This is a genomic window from Johnsonella ignava ATCC 51276, assembly GCF_000235445.1.
GTDB classification, from domain to species: domain Bacteria; phylum Bacillota; class Clostridia; order Lachnospirales; family Lachnospiraceae; genus Johnsonella; species Johnsonella ignava.
In genome coordinates this window covers 151,620-166,521 of the sequence record NZ_JH378829.1, presented here as the reverse complement: position 1 = coordinate 166,521, position 14,902 = coordinate 151,620, and the positions used below count along the sequence as shown (strand labels likewise).

13 protein-coding genes, 1 tRNA gene and 1 riboswitch are annotated in these 14,902 nt (G+C 36.3%); all 14 genes read left to right on the top strand.

From position 1 onward, the window contains the following. Positions 1 to 19: 19 nt before the first annotated feature. Positions 20 to 91, top strand: a tRNA-Gln gene (locus HMPREF9333_RS00820). Positions 92 to 351: 260 nt separating this feature from the next. Then, positions 352 to 1,104 carry an acyl-[acyl-carrier-protein] thioesterase gene (locus HMPREF9333_RS00815; protein ID WP_005539094.1) on the top strand — a complete coding sequence of 251 codons (753 nt, stop codon included), beginning with the start codon at positions 352 to 354 and terminating at the stop codon, positions 1,102 to 1,104. 15 nt (positions 1,105 to 1,119) lie between these two features. Continuing rightward, positions 1,120 to 1,962 (top strand): CvfB family protein, encoded by an 843-nt coding sequence (locus tag HMPREF9333_RS00810; RefSeq protein ID WP_005539092.1) that lies wholly within the window; start codon positions 1,120 to 1,122, stop codon positions 1,960 to 1,962. A 45-nt stretch (positions 1,963 to 2,007) separates the two neighbouring features. Beyond that, positions 2,008 to 2,904 (top strand): YitT family protein, encoded by an 897-nt coding sequence (locus HMPREF9333_RS00805; protein ID WP_005539091.1) that lies wholly within the window; start codon positions 2,008 to 2,010, stop codon positions 2,902 to 2,904. A gap of 225 nt (positions 2,905 to 3,129) precedes the next feature. Then, positions 3,130 to 4,218: a PucR family transcriptional regulator gene (locus HMPREF9333_RS00800; protein WP_005539090.1), complete on the top strand. Its 1,089-nt coding sequence runs from the start codon at positions 3,130 to 3,132 to the stop codon at positions 4,216 to 4,218. A gap of 231 nt (positions 4,219 to 4,449) precedes the next feature. Further along, positions 4,450 to 6,000, top strand: a complete 1,551-nt coding sequence (locus tag HMPREF9333_RS00795) for a S41 family peptidase (RefSeq protein WP_005539089.1) — start codon at positions 4,450 to 4,452, stop codon at positions 5,998 to 6,000. Positions 6,001 to 6,077: 77 nt separating this feature from the next. Next, positions 6,078 to 6,168, top strand: a riboswitch (TPP riboswitch). 144 nt (positions 6,169 to 6,312) lie between these two features. Then, a complete protein-coding gene (thiE, locus tag HMPREF9333_RS00790; protein ID WP_005539088.1) occupies positions 6,313 to 6,972 on the top strand; it encodes a thiamine phosphate synthase in 660 nt (219 codons plus the stop codon). 63 nt (positions 6,973 to 7,035) lie between these two features. Beyond that, on the top strand, positions 7,036 to 7,842 hold the full coding sequence (gene thiD, locus HMPREF9333_RS00785) for a bifunctional hydroxymethylpyrimidine kinase/phosphomethylpyrimidine kinase (protein ID WP_005539087.1): 807 nt from the start codon (positions 7,036 to 7,038) through the stop codon (positions 7,840 to 7,842). Positions 7,843 to 7,962: 120 nt separating this feature from the next. After that, positions 7,963 to 8,496 carry an energy coupling factor transporter S component ThiW gene (gene thiW / locus HMPREF9333_RS00780; RefSeq protein WP_005539086.1) on the top strand — a complete coding sequence of 178 codons (534 nt, stop codon included), beginning with the start codon at positions 7,963 to 7,965 and terminating at the stop codon, positions 8,494 to 8,496. A gap of 80 nt (positions 8,497 to 8,576) precedes the next feature. Further along, on the top strand, positions 8,577 to 9,410 hold the full coding sequence (gene thiM / locus HMPREF9333_RS00775; RefSeq protein WP_005539085.1) for a hydroxyethylthiazole kinase: 834 nt from the start codon (positions 8,577 to 8,579) through the stop codon (positions 9,408 to 9,410). A gap of 195 nt (positions 9,411 to 9,605) precedes the next feature. Next, a complete protein-coding gene (locus HMPREF9333_RS00770) occupies positions 9,606 to 10,595 on the top strand; it encodes an ornithine cyclodeaminase family protein (protein WP_005539084.1) in 990 nt (329 codons plus the stop codon). A 165-nt stretch (positions 10,596 to 10,760) separates the two neighbouring features. Further along, on the top strand, positions 10,761 to 11,375 hold the full coding sequence (locus HMPREF9333_RS00765; protein ID WP_005539083.1) for a TetR/AcrR family transcriptional regulator: 615 nt from the start codon (positions 10,761 to 10,763) through the stop codon (positions 11,373 to 11,375). 12 nt (positions 11,376 to 11,387) lie between these two features. Continuing rightward, on the top strand, positions 11,388 to 13,136 hold the full coding sequence (locus HMPREF9333_RS00760; protein WP_005539082.1) for an ABC transporter ATP-binding protein: 1,749 nt from the start codon (positions 11,388 to 11,390) through the stop codon (positions 13,134 to 13,136). Next, positions 13,129 to 14,898, top strand: coding sequence for an ABC transporter ATP-binding protein (locus HMPREF9333_RS00755; RefSeq protein ID WP_005539080.1), 1,770 nt, complete (start codon positions 13,129 to 13,131; stop codon positions 14,896 to 14,898). Before HMPREF9333_RS00760 ends, HMPREF9333_RS00755 begins: the two co-directional genes overlap by 8 nt. Positions 14,899 to 14,902 lie beyond the last annotated feature (4 nt).

The following is a 14,902-nucleotide window of genomic DNA, read 5'->3' as shown; positions in this document are numbered from 1 at the left end:
ACTTTAGTGGTTGTTTTATTGGGCTATCGCCAAACGGTAAGGCAGTGGACTCTGACTCCACCATCTCAAGGTTCGAATCCTTGTAGCCCAGTCCCAAATCATAGAACGTATATCCTTGTTTATATTGATACAGGGTGTACGTTTTTTTTAGCTATAAAGCTTTTTACGGTTTTATATATTTTATATGTATTGCCTTTACGGCATGTGTTTGTTGTATTATGCTATATACCGGTTTTAATATTTTAAACAACTTTTCAAATATAAAATAATCCTAAGGAGTATCATTATATAACTAAGGCCGGATCGCAGTTATAGATTTGAAAATAAATATATTAAGGAGAGGTGGATTTAATGTATAGTTTTAAAAGTCGTGTGCGTTATTCAGAGGTTGACAGCTTTGGCAGACTGTCAACATTTGCAGCAATTAATTACCTTCAGGACTGTTCTACCTTTCAGTCCGAGGATATAGGACTCGGTATAAAAAAACTTAAGGAAAGAAGAAGGGCATGGTGGCTTTCATCATGGTACATTGAATTTGACGGTCCTTTGCTTCTTGGTGAAAATATAAAGATAAATACATGGGCATACGGCTTTTCGGGTTTTTACGGTTACAGAAATTTTACAATAGATGATGAGACTGGAAAACATGTTGTAAAGGCGGATTCAACCTGGTTCTTTTTTGATCTTGATAAACACAGACCTGTAAAACCGGAAAAAGAAGATATTGAAGCATATATTAATAAAAACGAGACAAAGCTTTCAATGAATACTCCTGACAGGAAGATAGAAAAACAGGGTAAGGTATACAAGCTTTCAGATATTGTAATAACCCGGCATTTTCTTGATACAAATGAACATGTAAATAATGCATATTATGCGGCTATTGCCAAGGAAAGCGTTGAGGAGGTTCATGCACCAACTGTAAAAATGGATAAATGCATAAAGAGTATACAGATACATTATAAAAAGGCGGCAGTGCTGGGTTCAAGGGTGGTTCGTATAGTGTATGAAAAAGATGACGGCTATATAGTCGAGCTTGCCGGTACTGAATTTGATACAGTTTATGCAGATATAAAGATAATATATACAGAAGATATAAGATAAAGAGGATGAAAAGTAATGGAATTAGGAAAGATGCAAAAGCTTAAAGTTCTTAGAAAAAAAGATTTTGGAGTTTACCTTGGAGATATAGACGGTGGTGATGATGAACACCAGTCTGTGCTGCTTCCTGCTAAGCAGGTTAAAGAGGATACACAGATTGGTGATATACTGGAGGTTTTTATATACAAGGACAGCTCTGACAGACTTATTGCTACAACCGTCAAACCGCTTATTGAAGTAGGAAAATTGGAAGTGCTGAAAATAAAGCAGTTTTCAAAGATAGGTGCGTTTATAGATATAGGGCTTGAAAGGGATGTGCTGCTTCCTTTTAAAGAGATGGAAGGAGAACCTAGGGAGGGTGATAAAGTGCTTGTGGCACTGTATGTAGATAAATCACAGAGACTGGCAGCGACGATGAGGGTTTACAAATACCTTTCAAGCACTCATGATTATAAAAAAGATGATAATGTAAGCGGAATAGTATATAGAGTCAGGGATATAGGAGTTATGGTTGCCGTTGGCGGAAAATATTTCGGAATGATACCCGCCTCCATGGTATATGATACATATAGACCCGGAGATTTGGTAGAGGCAAGGGTTGTAAAGGTAAGAGATGACGGCAAGCTGGATTTAAGCACAAGGCAAAAGGCGTATATTCAGATAGAGGCTGATGCCGCTGTGATTGAAGAAAAGCTTAATGCTGCCGGAGGACGGCTTAATATAGGCGACAAGAGTGAAATTGTACTTATAAAAGGCTGTTTCGGTATGAGTAAAAATGCCTTTAAAAGGGCAGCCGGATATCTTTTTAAAAATGGAAAGATAGATATAGGTGAAGATTATATACAGCTTAAAACACAGTGATGCGGGTTTTTAATATAAGATTTTTAATGATTTCAGGGGGAATGTATGGCAGGAAATACAGAGCTGCTTAAAGGCAGCCGTGATAAGAAGTTTTCAGATATAGTTAAGAATGTAAGATCTTATCTTATAATAATGCTTGGTACTATAAGCTGTGCAGTGGCTTATAATTGTTTTTATGACCCGCACTCATTGGTTGTAGGAGGCTTTACGGGTCTGGGAATGATTTTTGAAAAGAAATTCGGCATAAGGGTTGAGATAACCAATATTGTACTTAATGTGCCTCTGTTTCTGCTTTCATTAAAATATATAGGCTGGGAATTTGTAGGCAAGACGCTGTTTGGAGTTTTATCTCTTTCAGGGGCACTTGCACTTGTACCTAAAATTGCACTTGCACCTTCAGGTGATATACTGCTTGCGGCACTGTTCGGAGGTATATTTGACGGTATAGGAATCGGGCTTGTACTTTACGCAGGAGGTACTACCGGCGGTACGGATATGCTTGCGGCATTTATACACAGGTTTTTAAAGAGCAGAAGCATAGTTGAGATAATGCAGGTTGCAAACTGGCTTATCATATTGTTGGGATTTTCGGTATTCGGGCTAAGAAGCGGTATGTATGCACTTATTGCCTTATTTGCAATAACTAAAATGTCGGATATGATAGTTGAAGGTATTAACTTTGCAAGACAGGTGTATGTCATATCTGATAAATCTCAGGAAATTGCAGATAGTATACTTGAGGATATGAATAGAGGTGTAACGGGTATAAATGCAAGAGGAATGTATTCAAGACAGGATAAGCAGGTGCTTTATTGTGTAGTACCTACAAAAGAGATTGTAAAGCTTAAGGAACTTGTTAAATCAATAGATCCTAAAGCTTTTGTAATAGTTTCTGAGGTCAGAGAGGTGCTTGGAGAAGGTTTTATAGAGGATCCGGCATAAAGGCTAAAGCCTGAAAAATAAAATCTACATCCTTGAACGGGATTTTAAGCCAATGATATAAATAGGGATAAAATTTTAGATATATCAGTGTTTAAGTATATTTAGTAATAGTAAAATACAGAAAAGATTTTTATGCAAAAGATACAAGTTATCTATTGCAATTTTAGTAATTTTACTTTATCATATCTATATAAATGGTAAAAATTCACAAAAGGAGATAAAGGTATGATCTCAAATCAAATTTTACAGAGTACCGTGGATGGGCTTAAAGCTATTGCCAGAACTGAGATTGCTGTGTGTGATATAGAAGGAAAACTTTTGGCTTCTACATTCCCGGACAGTGAGCATAATGAAGAGATGGTAGCTTCATTTGCCAATTCTCCGGCGGATTCGCAGGTTATAAACGGATTTCAGTTTTTTAAGGTATTTGATGAGCAGCAGCTTGAGTATGTACTGCTTGCAAAAGGCAATACCGATGATATATATATGATAGGTAAACTTGCGACATTTCAGATTGAAAACCTTTTGATTGCGTATAAGGAAAGATTTGATAAGGACAATTTCATTAAAAACTTACTTCTGGATAACCTTCTTTTAGTAGATATTTATAACAGAGCAAAAAAACTCAGAATTGAAGCAAATGCAAGACGAGTAGTTTTTATCATAGAGACTAAACTTGAAAGAGATATTGCCTCTCTTGAAAATATACGTACGCTTTTTGCTGCAAGAACAAGAGATTTTGTAACTGCGGTGGATGAACACTATATAATACTTGTTAAAGAGGTAAAGGAAAACTGTACTTATAATGAACTTGATAAGGTTGCAAAGCTTATAATAGATGATCTTGCAGGTTACGGTACCAATAATGTGAGTATAGCTTACGGGACTATAGTAAGTGAGATAAAAGAAGTTTCCCGATCATATAAAGAAGCGAAAATGGCGCTTGATGTGGGAAAGATATTTTACGGCGGTGCAGAGATAGTGGCGTATGCAAGGCTTGGAATAGGAAGGCTTATATATCAGCTGCCTATATCTCTTTGCAAGATGTTTATAAGAGAAATATTTGAAGGCAAGAGCCCTGATGATTTTGATGAGGAAACTCTTGTTACAATCAATAAGTTCTTTGAAAACAGCTTAAATGTTTCAGAAACGTCAAGACAGCTTTATATACATAGAAATACTCTTGTATACAGACTTGATAAACTCCAGAAAACAACAGGTCTTGATCTAAGGGTATTTGAGGACTCAATAACATTTAAGATTGCCCTTATGGTTGTCAAATATATGAAATATATGGAAAGACAGGATTATTAATCAGGTTAATAATATAAAGGTGAGGGTTGCAGTTTTTTAAATTACTGCAGCCCTTATATTTGCTCTTATACTTTGATAAGGGAGGTATAACTTATATATTTTATACAAGATTATTTACCGGGCTTATTAAAACATAGTGCTATATATAAGATTTTTTTAAAAAAAGATATTTAATTAATAATTGTAAAAAGCCGTATTTTAAAGGGTATTTATAACGGAGGAACAATATAGATGGATAATAATGAATTTAATGAGAACAATTTAGGAAACGGTCAGGGGCAGGATAATAATTTATACGGCTTTAACCCGGACTCAAATGATAATAATTATAATAATAACTCAAATTATAATAACGATTCAGAAGGTTTTAACCAAAATCATAATTATAACTCAGGCGGTTTTAAACAAAGCCGGGATTATAATAACGGATATCAAAATACACAATTTCCGGACAATGCAGGCAGAAATTTTAAAAATTACGGTATGAGAAATGATGATTTTTATTATAAGCCATCTCAAAAAAGAAAAACAAGATTTTGGACAGGCTTTTTTGCAGGGTTTATTGTAGCTTTTGTCGTCATTATCGCTTACAGTTTTGCAGTCTACTCAAACTCAAGATGGCCTGTTAAAAATGATATTTCATCGGGGGCTGCTAAGGGACAGGCTTCAGGTAATGATGCGGCAGTTAATAATAATTATGAATTGGATATGGATAAAATAGGGAAAAAACTTGCTAAAATCCAAAAAATCATCGGTAAATCCTATCTTTTCAGCGAAGATCCGACTGCTGTTGAGGAGGGTATATATGCAGGTTTTATGAAAGGTCTTGGAGATCCGTATTCTGTATATTATACAGAGGATGAATATAAAAAACTTACTGAAGATACAAGCGGGGTATATCAGGGAATAGGAGCTTCCGTGAGCAGGAATCCGAATACCGGAATTACAAGTATAAGCAAGGTATTTAAGGGTACACCTGCACAGGAGGCAGGTCTTATGTCGGGAGATATAATATATAAGGTAAATGGAGAGGATGTTACAGGACTTGATCTCGATATACTTGTAAGGCAGCATATAAGAGGAGAGGACGGTTCCTCCTTTGAAATGACTGTTTTAAGAGGAGATGGTGCAAAAGAGATGACATTTACTCTTACAAGAAGAAAGATAGAAGTTCCTACTGTTGAAAGCAGAATGCTTGAGGATAAGATAGGCTATATAAGTGTAAGTCAATTTGATGAGCTTACAAGCGAACAGTTTAAGGCTGCAATTGAAGAACTTAAAAATCAGGGTATGGAGAGGCTTGTAGTAGACTTAAGAGATAACCCCGGAGGACTTCTTTCAGCCGTAGTTGATATGCTTGACTATATATTGCCTAAGGGACTTTTAGTATATACTGCTGATAAGGACGGAAACGGACAAAAGTATTCATCTGATGATGAACATGCTTTAAATATGCCTATGGTTGTAGTTGTAAACGGAAATTCCGCAAGTGCTTCAGAGGTATTTGCAGGTGCGGTCAGGGATTTTGACTGGGCAAAGCTTGTAGGCACAAAGACTTTTGGCAAGGGCATAGTACAAAATCTTATACCTTTAAGCGATGGAAGTGCAATAAAGATAACCACCTCACATTACTATACTCCGGAGGGTTTTGATCTTCATGGAAAAGGTATAGAGCCTGACATAAAGGTGGAGCTTGATGAGGGAGCACAGACAGGAAGTGAAAACGACAATCAGTTAAAAACCGCTGTTGAGGCTTTAAAGGAGATTGCTCCTAAAAACTGAAAAGCTATATTTGAACCAAATATAAAATAGTATAAACAATATATTTGCATAAAATAACTGAAATATGTTATAATGCTTATACTATAACAGGGTGCTCCGGAGGGGCTGAGAAAAACCTGAAACCTGATGTGGGTAATGCCAACGTAGGGAAATAAATCTGTATATGCTTTAAACCGGTTCAGAGATTATATAGTTCTTGATTTGGGCGGCAGGTATAAAGGTATATACTTTGTAAAAAACACATGGCATTTCCGCCATGTGTTTTTTGCATCAGGCTTGTTTATAATATGGTGTTTGAAAGGAATGTAATATATGATTTTTAAAAAGGGTATGATTTATGCGATTGCAGATATTTCCGGAAATGAAGATGAGTGCTGCAGCGAGTATAAAGAAAATTTTTTTTATAAGGTTGAGGAGGCTTTAAAGGGCGGGACTGAAATTATTCAGCTTCGGTATAAATCACCTTATTCACAGGAACTCCTTTATGAATATGCTATGAAATTATGTGAGCTTACACATCGGTATTCGGCTATGTTTATAGTAAATGATTATGTAGAACTTGCAAAAAAAACAGGTGCTGACGGAGTACATATAGGTCAGGAAGATATAAAAAAGACAGGGATTGTGTATACAAGAAACAGCCTTCATGACGGTGCAGTGATAGGTGTAACCGCAAAAACCGTCTCAGATGCAAAAAAAGCCCGGCAGCTGGGAGCCGATTATATAGGAAGCGGTGCAATATTTAAGACAGATACAAAGGCTGATGCACAAAGTATGGATATAGATGAACTTAAAGATATATGTACTCAGCTTGACATACCGGTATTTGCGATAGGAGGTATTGATATTTCAAATGTAAACAGGCTTAAAGGAGTACCTATAACAGGGATTGCCGTATCGAGAGGGATATTTGCAGCCAAAGATATAAGGCTGCAGGTATTAAAACTTAAAGAAGCTATGTTGAAGCTTTAGTATGGATTTAAATGTATTAACTTGATTTAGATATATTAATTTTAAGGAGGATTTATAACAAAAATGAAAACAGCTTTGACAATTGCGGGGAGTGATTCAAGCGGAGGGGCAGGTATACAGGCGGATCTTAAAACTATGACGGTACATGGTGTATACGGCATGAGTGCAATTACCGCACTTACCGCACAAAATACTGCCGGAGTATACGGTATACTTGAAGTTGACAAAGACTTTTTAATAAAACAGATTGACAGTGTATTTACGGATATATTTCCGGATGCGGTAAAAACAGGCATGCTTTCTTCATCAGAAATTATAATAACCGTAGCCGACAAGCTTAAGGAATATAAGGCGAGGAATATAGTGGTTGATCCGGTGATGGTGTCTACAAGCGGTGCAAAACTTATAAGCGAAGAAGCTATAGACACTTTAAAGGAAAGACTGCTGGGAGCGGCGGATCTTATAACTCCAAATATTCCGGAAGCGGAGGTATTGTCAGGTATTAAAATCAACTCAAAAGAGGATATGGCAAAGGCGGCAGATATTATATATGCAAAATTCGGCTGTGCGGTGCTTTGTAAAGGCGGTCATGGAGTAAGTGATGCGGACGATCTGTTATTTGACGGTAAGGGCTTTACATGGCTTTTTGGGGAAAGGATAAATAATCCGAATACACATGGTACAGGCTGCACGCTTTCTTCTGCAATAGCTTCAAATCTGGCACAGGGACGCAGTCTGGAAACTTCAGTAAAATATGCAAAAGCATATATTTCAGAAGCACTTGGGGCAATGCTTGATCTTGGAAAAGGAAGCGGACCTCTTGACCATATGTTTCCGATAGAGGGAATTAAGGCATTTATAAGCGAGTGATATTAATATATAAAATAAATAATAAAACAAATAATGAAACAAATAACAAAATAAATATATAAAATAATATCCTACCGGTATAAAAATATAAAAACTGAAAGGAACAGATAGAACAAATATATGAAAACAGAAAAAATCAGGACTGATAATGCAAATATACAAAGCAGTACATTAAAACTTACACTTACAGCAGTATACACGGCAGTGGCAGTAGTGGGTTCAACTTTCTCAGTGCCTGTATTCGGGGCACGCTGTTCGCCTATTCAGCATCTTATAAATATAATAGCAGCCGTTACGCTTGGACCGGCATGGGCAGTTGCCTCGGCTTTTTGTGCAAGCGTTATACGAAATCTTTTAAGTATGGGAACTTTATTTGCTTTTCCGGGGAGTATGTTCGGAGCTTTTTGTGCAGGTATTTTATATAAACATTTTAAAAAGCTGCCTGCCGCATATATAGGTGAAGTGTTTGGTACTGCGATACTGGGAGGTCTTGCCGCATATCCGGTGGCAAAATATATACTAAATCTGGAAAAAGCCGCACTTTTAGCATATATTTTCCCCTTTTTTATAAGTACTGCAGGAGGAACTATTGCAGCCGTTGTAATTATGATAGCACTTGATAAGACAGGGGTATTAAAGAAGATAAGTATTTAAAACATTTAATATATTATATTTTACAGGTAAATTTTAAAATAGAGTAAATATGGTTTATCCATGTATTAGAGATATTTAATATGATATTTAATGAGAAAAAAGAAATATATGGGGTTGATATAAAGGGATTTTATGTAAAAATTGCGAAAAAAAATCCCGGTATACATTGTATAACAAATATAGTCAGTGCAAATGACTGTGCTAATATACTGCTTGCTATGGGGGCATCACCTGTTATGGCACAGCATGTACTTGATGCGGGAGAGATAAGTGGAGGCTGTGATGCTCTTGTATGTAATTTCGGTGCTACAGGAGCTTATGATGCGATGTATGAGGCTGCAAAAAGTGCAGCCTTACTTAAGCATCCAATAGTGGCAGATCCCGTAGGAGTGGGAGCTTCGGCTTACAGAAGAAGCTGCTTTCTTGATTTTATAAGTAAATTTAAGGTTTCATGTATAAGGGGAAACATATCGGAAATACGGGCATTGCATGAAAAACGTCCGACTGCAAGGGGAGTTGATGTATCTGAATATGAGCTTAAAAATAATTCAGGTGATGAGTCAGTACTTTTTAAAAATGCCGAATGGATAAGGGAATTTTCATTAAAGGTGAATTGTATTGTAGTATGTTCAGGCGAAACTGATATAGTAACTGACGGGAAAAATACCGTTTTTGTAACTGACGGCTGTATTCTTATGTCAAGAGTAAGTGCTACGGGCTGTATGGCATCTGCGGTTACGGCGGCTTTTTTAAGTGTGGAAAATAGTTTTATTTCAGCTGCGGCATCTATATCTTTTATGGGAAGATGCGGAGAATATGCTCTTAAGCATTTAGAGAGAGGGACTTCAGGCATAGGGAGCGGCAGTTTCAGAGTAGGACTGATTGATGCGGCAGGACTTATATTTAATGAGTAGCCTTAAATAAAGAAAATCTGCAGGCATGTTTATTAAATCAGTTTTAATTTAAACGGTATTTTATTAATTTAATAATTAAATAATGTGCGTGTTAAAAGATAATAAATCTATTGCAGGCAGGCTTGCATTGAATTTTTATACTTTTGACACTTGTATCAATTAAATAATATATTGATTAAAGTTGGGAGAAAATTTATGATTTTAATTTCTAAAGATGATATAAAGAAAATTTTTACTATGAGTGATGCTATAGAGGCGGATAAAAAGGCTTTTATGCTTTTGGCAGAAAAAAAGTGCGAGGTACCTTTAAGGACTAAAATTTTAAATAAAAAAGACAACGGTTGTTTTATATTTATGCCTGCATACAGTGAACAGGCAGAGTGTGCGGCACTTAAAATAGTAAATGTGTTTCCCGACAATGTAAAAATCGGGTTATCGGCACATCCGTCTCAGGTATTTTTGATAAATCCTCATACAGGTGTAATTGAAGCCTTAATTGACGGAACTTATGTAACTGCACTTAGGACAGGTGCCGCTTCAGGTCTTGCATTTAAATTATTTGCAAAAAAGGAATGCAGTATAGGTGCGATTATCGGGACCGGAGGGCAGGCACTTTGCCAGATACAGGCGATGCTTGCAGCCAGGCAGCTTAAAGAGGTAAGAGTATGCGGCAGAGATTTTAAGCATACTGAGGCATTTGTAAAAACTGTCAGACATGAACTTAAAGATTCTTCGGTTAGTATAAAGGCTGTAAGAACTGCCGATGAGGCTGTTGAAGATGCGGATTTATTGATTAGTGTAACACCTTCAAATCTGCCTGTATTTGATGCAGGAAGGCTTAAAGACGGAATTACCGTAAGCTGCATAGGCAGCTATCGTCCTGACATGCAGGAACTTGATCCTAAGATATTCAAGCGCTGTAAAAAGATATATTTTGACTCAAAGAGCGCAGTTCTTGAAGAATCAGGTGATATAATTATACCTTTTAGGAACGGTACAATTAAAGAAAAGGATTTTACAGGAGATATAGGAGAATACCTGCTTGGCAGAATCCCGGGGCGTGAAAATGACGATGAGATAATTGTATTTAAGAGTGTAGGCGTGGCAGTACAGGATCTTGTAACTGCCGGTGAGATTTACAGGAGGGCTGTTGAAAAAGGTATTGGAACGGAGTGTATTTTTTAGATATTCTTGATATTTAATTTATTTTATGCTATATTGATAATCGGATTATTGATAATCGGGTTATCAATATATTTTATTAAATATTACTGGAGTTTATATAAATTCAGGATTTTACGGCGGCGAAACCGCATCTGCCGGTATTCAAATATTTATAAGGAGGTATTTATGGCACTTGCAGACAGCAGTATTGAACCAAGGCTTTTAGAAAGTGCAAAAAAGGAATTTCTTGCCAGAGGTTTTGAACTTGCCTCATTAAAGGATATCTGCGACAGGGCACAGGTAACGACAGGGGCATTATATAAAAGGTATAGAGGAAAGGAAGAACTTTTTGCAGCAGTGGTAGCTGAAGGAGTAAATAGTATAGAAGAGGCACGGAAAAATAAATCTGACTTTGATTTTGATTTAATGAGCGATGATGATCTGAAAAATGCATGGAAGATGAATAAAGAGCTCCTGACCGGCTGGTTTAAGCTGTTTGAAAACTACAGGGACAGTGTAGTTTTGCTTGTTAAGTGTTCTTCAGGAACAAGGTATTCCAATTTTAAACATGATTTTATAGAGTATGTAGCCGAAAACTCATATAGTATGTATGAAGAACTTATAAGGCGCAGACTTACAGATAAGAAAATTTCAAAAAAGATAATGCACACTCTGCATTCTGCATATTTTGAGATGGTATTTGAACCTTATGTGCATAATTTTTCATGGGAAGATATATGTGAGAATATTGATGCGATGATAAGTTTTTTTGATTTTGAAAAATTTATCGGGATAAAGTAAACGGAGGGGACTATGTTACAAACTGTTTTTAAATACGGAAATGATGAGAAAAAGTTTACTGTCAGAGCAGTGGTGTATATGCTTACAGCTGTTATATTCAGTATAGTGCCGTATATATTTCTATATCAAATTATAGATTTATTACTTAAAGGTATTCAACCGGATGTGAATTATACAGTGATTAGAGCAGCTGCTATATTCTTTTGTATGGCTATGAATGCCTGTCTTTATATAAAGGGCTTGTCAAATTCACATATAGCGGCTTTTAATATATTAAAAAATATAAGGATAAGTTTACAGCATAAGCTTGAAAACAAGCCATTGGGCATGATACAGGAGCTTGGCAGCGGAAATTTAAAGAAAATGTTTGTAGATGATATAGATTCGATAGAACTTTTGTTGGCACATGCACTTCCTGAGGGGATTGCCAATATAGCGGTTCCGTTGCTGCTGTATATAACTATATTTATAATTGATTACAGATTGGGGCTTTTGGCATGTGTTCCATTGCCTATCGGTATCTTTGCAATAGGAAAGATGTTTGGAGTCGGTATGGGATATATGAATGAATATTACGATGTAAGGGTGAGAATGAACAATACTATTATAGAATATATTAATGGTATGGAAGTAGTAAAGGTATTTAATAAAGATACGGATTCTTATAAGAGGTATAAAGATGATGTACTTTCATACAGGGATTTTACTTTATTTTGGTATAACTTAAGCTGGACATGGATGGCACTATATACAACAGTACTTCCCGCAGCGGCACTTTTTATGTTGCCGGCAGGGGCTTTAATGATTATGGGCAATATAATATCCGGTTCACAGCTTTTGTTGGCACTTTGCGTATCCTTTGCAGTAGGTCCTCCTTTGTTAAAAACTATGAATTTTTTCGGTGTAATTCCTCAGCTTAGTAAAAAAATAACCAGCCTGGAAGAAATGATGAATATGAATGATTTGAAACTGGGCGAAAATGATTTTCAAGGAGAAAACTTTGCGGTTGACTTTAATAATGTCTGCTTTGCTTATAAGGATAAAGAGGTACTGCATAATATAAATATTCATGTAAAAGAAAAAAGTATGACCGCACTTGTAGGTGAATCCGGTTCAGGTAAAAGTACCCTGGCTAAATTATTGGTGCATTTTTATGATGTAAATTCAGGAAGTATAAGCATAGGGGGGCAAAATATTACAGATATGACTCTTGAAGCTCTTAATAAACAGGTATCTTATGTGGCTCAGGAACAATTTTTATTTAATATGAGCATTTACGATAATATAAAACTCGGAAAGCCTGAGGCTTCAAAAGAAGAGATACTTGAGGCTGCTTCAAAAGCACAGTGCATGGAATTTTTGGAAAGAATAGATGGAGGTATATATGCCATGGCGGGTGAGGGCGGTAAGCAGCTCTCAGGCGGAGAAAGACAGAGAATATCACTTGCGAGAGCGATATTAAAAGATGCTCCTGTTATAGTACTTGATGAAGCCACGGCATTTATAGATCCTGAAAATGAAGACAAGCTGAATACAGCTATATCTGAGATTATAAAAAATAAAACGGTCATAGTTATAGCACACAGGCTCAGTTCAATTCAAAATGCCGGGCAGATATGTGTAATTTCATCCGGAAATATAATAGCTTCGGGGACTCATAAGGAGCTTTTAAATGATTGTATAGAATATCAGAAGCTATGGCTCAGATCAGATGCGGCAAAAGACTGGGGTATAAATATAAAAGGGGGAGAATATGCTTAAAATAATATTTGAAGTACTGAAGTTGTCAGGCAAATACAGATCCAGAATCAACCTTGCATTTGCAATAAGCTTTGTAAAGTCGCTACTTATGAAAGTACCTGTGATAATGTCCGTAATATTATTAGAAAATATATATAATAAAAGCTTGAATACAAGGCTGTGTGTAAATATGGCATTAATACTTCTGGCAGCCCTTATAATACAGTATATAGCACAAAATGCAGCTGACAGACTGCAGTCCGGCGCAGGATATAAGATATGTGCAGATTATAGACTGAAACTTGGAGAACACTTAAGAAGGCTGCCTATGGGATATTTTACTGAAGGCAATATAGGAAAAATAAGTTCGGTACTTTCCACCGACATAGTATTTATAGAAGAAAACAGCATGAGTGTTATAGCTGATTTAATGAGCTATTTATTTGCCGCCTTTATTATGATAATTTTTATGTTTTTCTTTAATGTTGAGGTAGGTATAACTACGCTGCTTGCTTCAGTAATTATATATATTTTCGGGTTAAAGATGAAAAATGCCGCAGTGAATGACTCCAAACTCAGACAGGATCAGAGTGAGAAGCTTACTGATGCCGTGCTTGAATTTGTGTCCGGTATAAGTATTATTAAAAGCTATAATATACTTGGAGAAAGTTCTGAAAAGCTTAGAGAAAACTTTAAGGAAAGCTGCAAAAAAAGTATTGATTTTGAAGAAAATTTCTCGTCTTATTCAAGAAATTTAGTACTGCTTTACGCAGGGGCAACAGCTGCGGTATTTTTAATAGCTTCACGAGTGTATATACTTGGTTATATTTCAATTGTAAGCTACATAGGAATCCTGCTTTTTACATTTGATCTTTTTGCTCCGATAAGGATGTTTTTTCAACAGGTACTCAGACTTACAGTTATGGAGGCATGTTTAAACAGAATGAAAGAAGTACTTGAAGAGCCGGAACTTGAGGATGGAGGCAGTCTGAAGTTTGAGGCTGACAGTGATAATGAAATAGAATTTAAAGATGTGTATTTTGCTTATAATAAAACTGAAGTTCTTCACGGTATAACATTTGATATAAAGAAGAATACCATGACAGCCTTAGTAGGACCTTCCGGATCGGGTAAGTCTACAATAGCGGCTTTGATTGCAAGGTTTTGGGACATACAATCCGGGCAAATACTGGTAAAAGGAAGAAATATAAAGGAAGTTTCGCTTGCGGATCTTATGGATAATATAAGCATGGTATTTCAAAGAGTATACTTATTTCGGGATACTATTTATGCCAATATAGCTATGGGACGACCTGATGCCGGAAAAGAAGAAGTCATAGAAGCTGCAAAAAGGGCAAGATGTTATGATTTTATTATGGAACTTGAGAATGGTTTTGATACTGTGATAGAGGAAGGCGGCGCAAGTCTTTCAGGAGGGGAAAGGCAGAGAATTTCAATTGCCAGATGTATACTGAAAAACACACCTATTATAATTTTGGATGAAGCCACTGCCAGTGTAGATGCGGATAATGAAAGTCTGATACAGGAAGCGATATCGGAACTTTGCAGAGGCAGAACCCTTATAGTTATAGCACACAGACTAAAGACTATAAAAGATGCGGATAATATATTAGTCATAGCGGATGGCAGGATAGCCGAACAGGGCAGTCATAAGGAGCTTATGGAGCAGGAGGGGATATATAACAGATTTGTAAAGCTTAGACAAAACGATAAAGGCTGGGAAAGGCAATATATAGCGAGTAAAGAAGTAAAAAGTGTGTAAAATG

Excerpts from the sequence above, each read along its gene's own strand:
- HMPREF9333_RS00795 (WP_005539089.1), top strand. The coding sequence starts at position 4,450 with ATGGATAATAATGAATTTAATGAGAACAATTTAGGAAACGGTCAGGGG.
- HMPREF9333_RS00800 (WP_005539090.1), top strand. The coding sequence starts at position 3,130 with ATGATCTCAAATCAAATTTTACAGAGTACCGTGGATGGGCTTAAAGCT.
- HMPREF9333_RS00755 (WP_005539080.1), top strand. The coding sequence starts at position 13,129 with ATGCTTAAAATAATATTTGAAGTACTGAAGTTGTCAGGCAAATACAGA.
- HMPREF9333_RS00760 (WP_005539082.1), top strand. The coding sequence starts at position 11,388 with ATGTTACAAACTGTTTTTAAATACGGAAATGATGAGAAAAAGTTTACT.
- HMPREF9333_RS00815 (WP_005539094.1), top strand. The coding sequence starts at position 352 with ATGTATAGTTTTAAAAGTCGTGTGCGTTATTCAGAGGTTGACAGCTTT.
- HMPREF9333_RS00805 (WP_005539091.1), top strand. The coding sequence starts at position 2,008 with ATGGCAGGAAATACAGAGCTGCTTAAAGGCAGCCGTGATAAGAAGTTT.
- thiW (WP_005539086.1), top strand. The coding sequence starts at position 7,963 with ATGAAAACAGAAAAAATCAGGACTGATAATGCAAATATACAAAGCAGT.
- HMPREF9333_RS00810 (WP_005539092.1), top strand. The coding sequence starts at position 1,120 with ATGGAATTAGGAAAGATGCAAAAGCTTAAAGTTCTTAGAAAAAAAGAT.
- thiE (WP_005539088.1), top strand. The coding sequence starts at position 6,313 with ATGATTTTTAAAAAGGGTATGATTTATGCGATTGCAGATATTTCCGGA.
- HMPREF9333_RS00770 (WP_005539084.1), top strand. The coding sequence starts at position 9,606 with ATGATTTTAATTTCTAAAGATGATATAAAGAAAATTTTTACTATGAGT.
- thiD (WP_005539087.1), top strand. The coding sequence starts at position 7,036 with ATGAAAACAGCTTTGACAATTGCGGGGAGTGATTCAAGCGGAGGGGCA.
- HMPREF9333_RS00765 (WP_005539083.1), top strand. The coding sequence starts at position 10,761 with ATGGCACTTGCAGACAGCAGTATTGAACCAAGGCTTTTAGAAAGTGCA.
- thiM (WP_005539085.1), top strand. The coding sequence starts at position 8,577 with ATGATATTTAATGAGAAAAAAGAAATATATGGGGTTGATATAAAGGGA.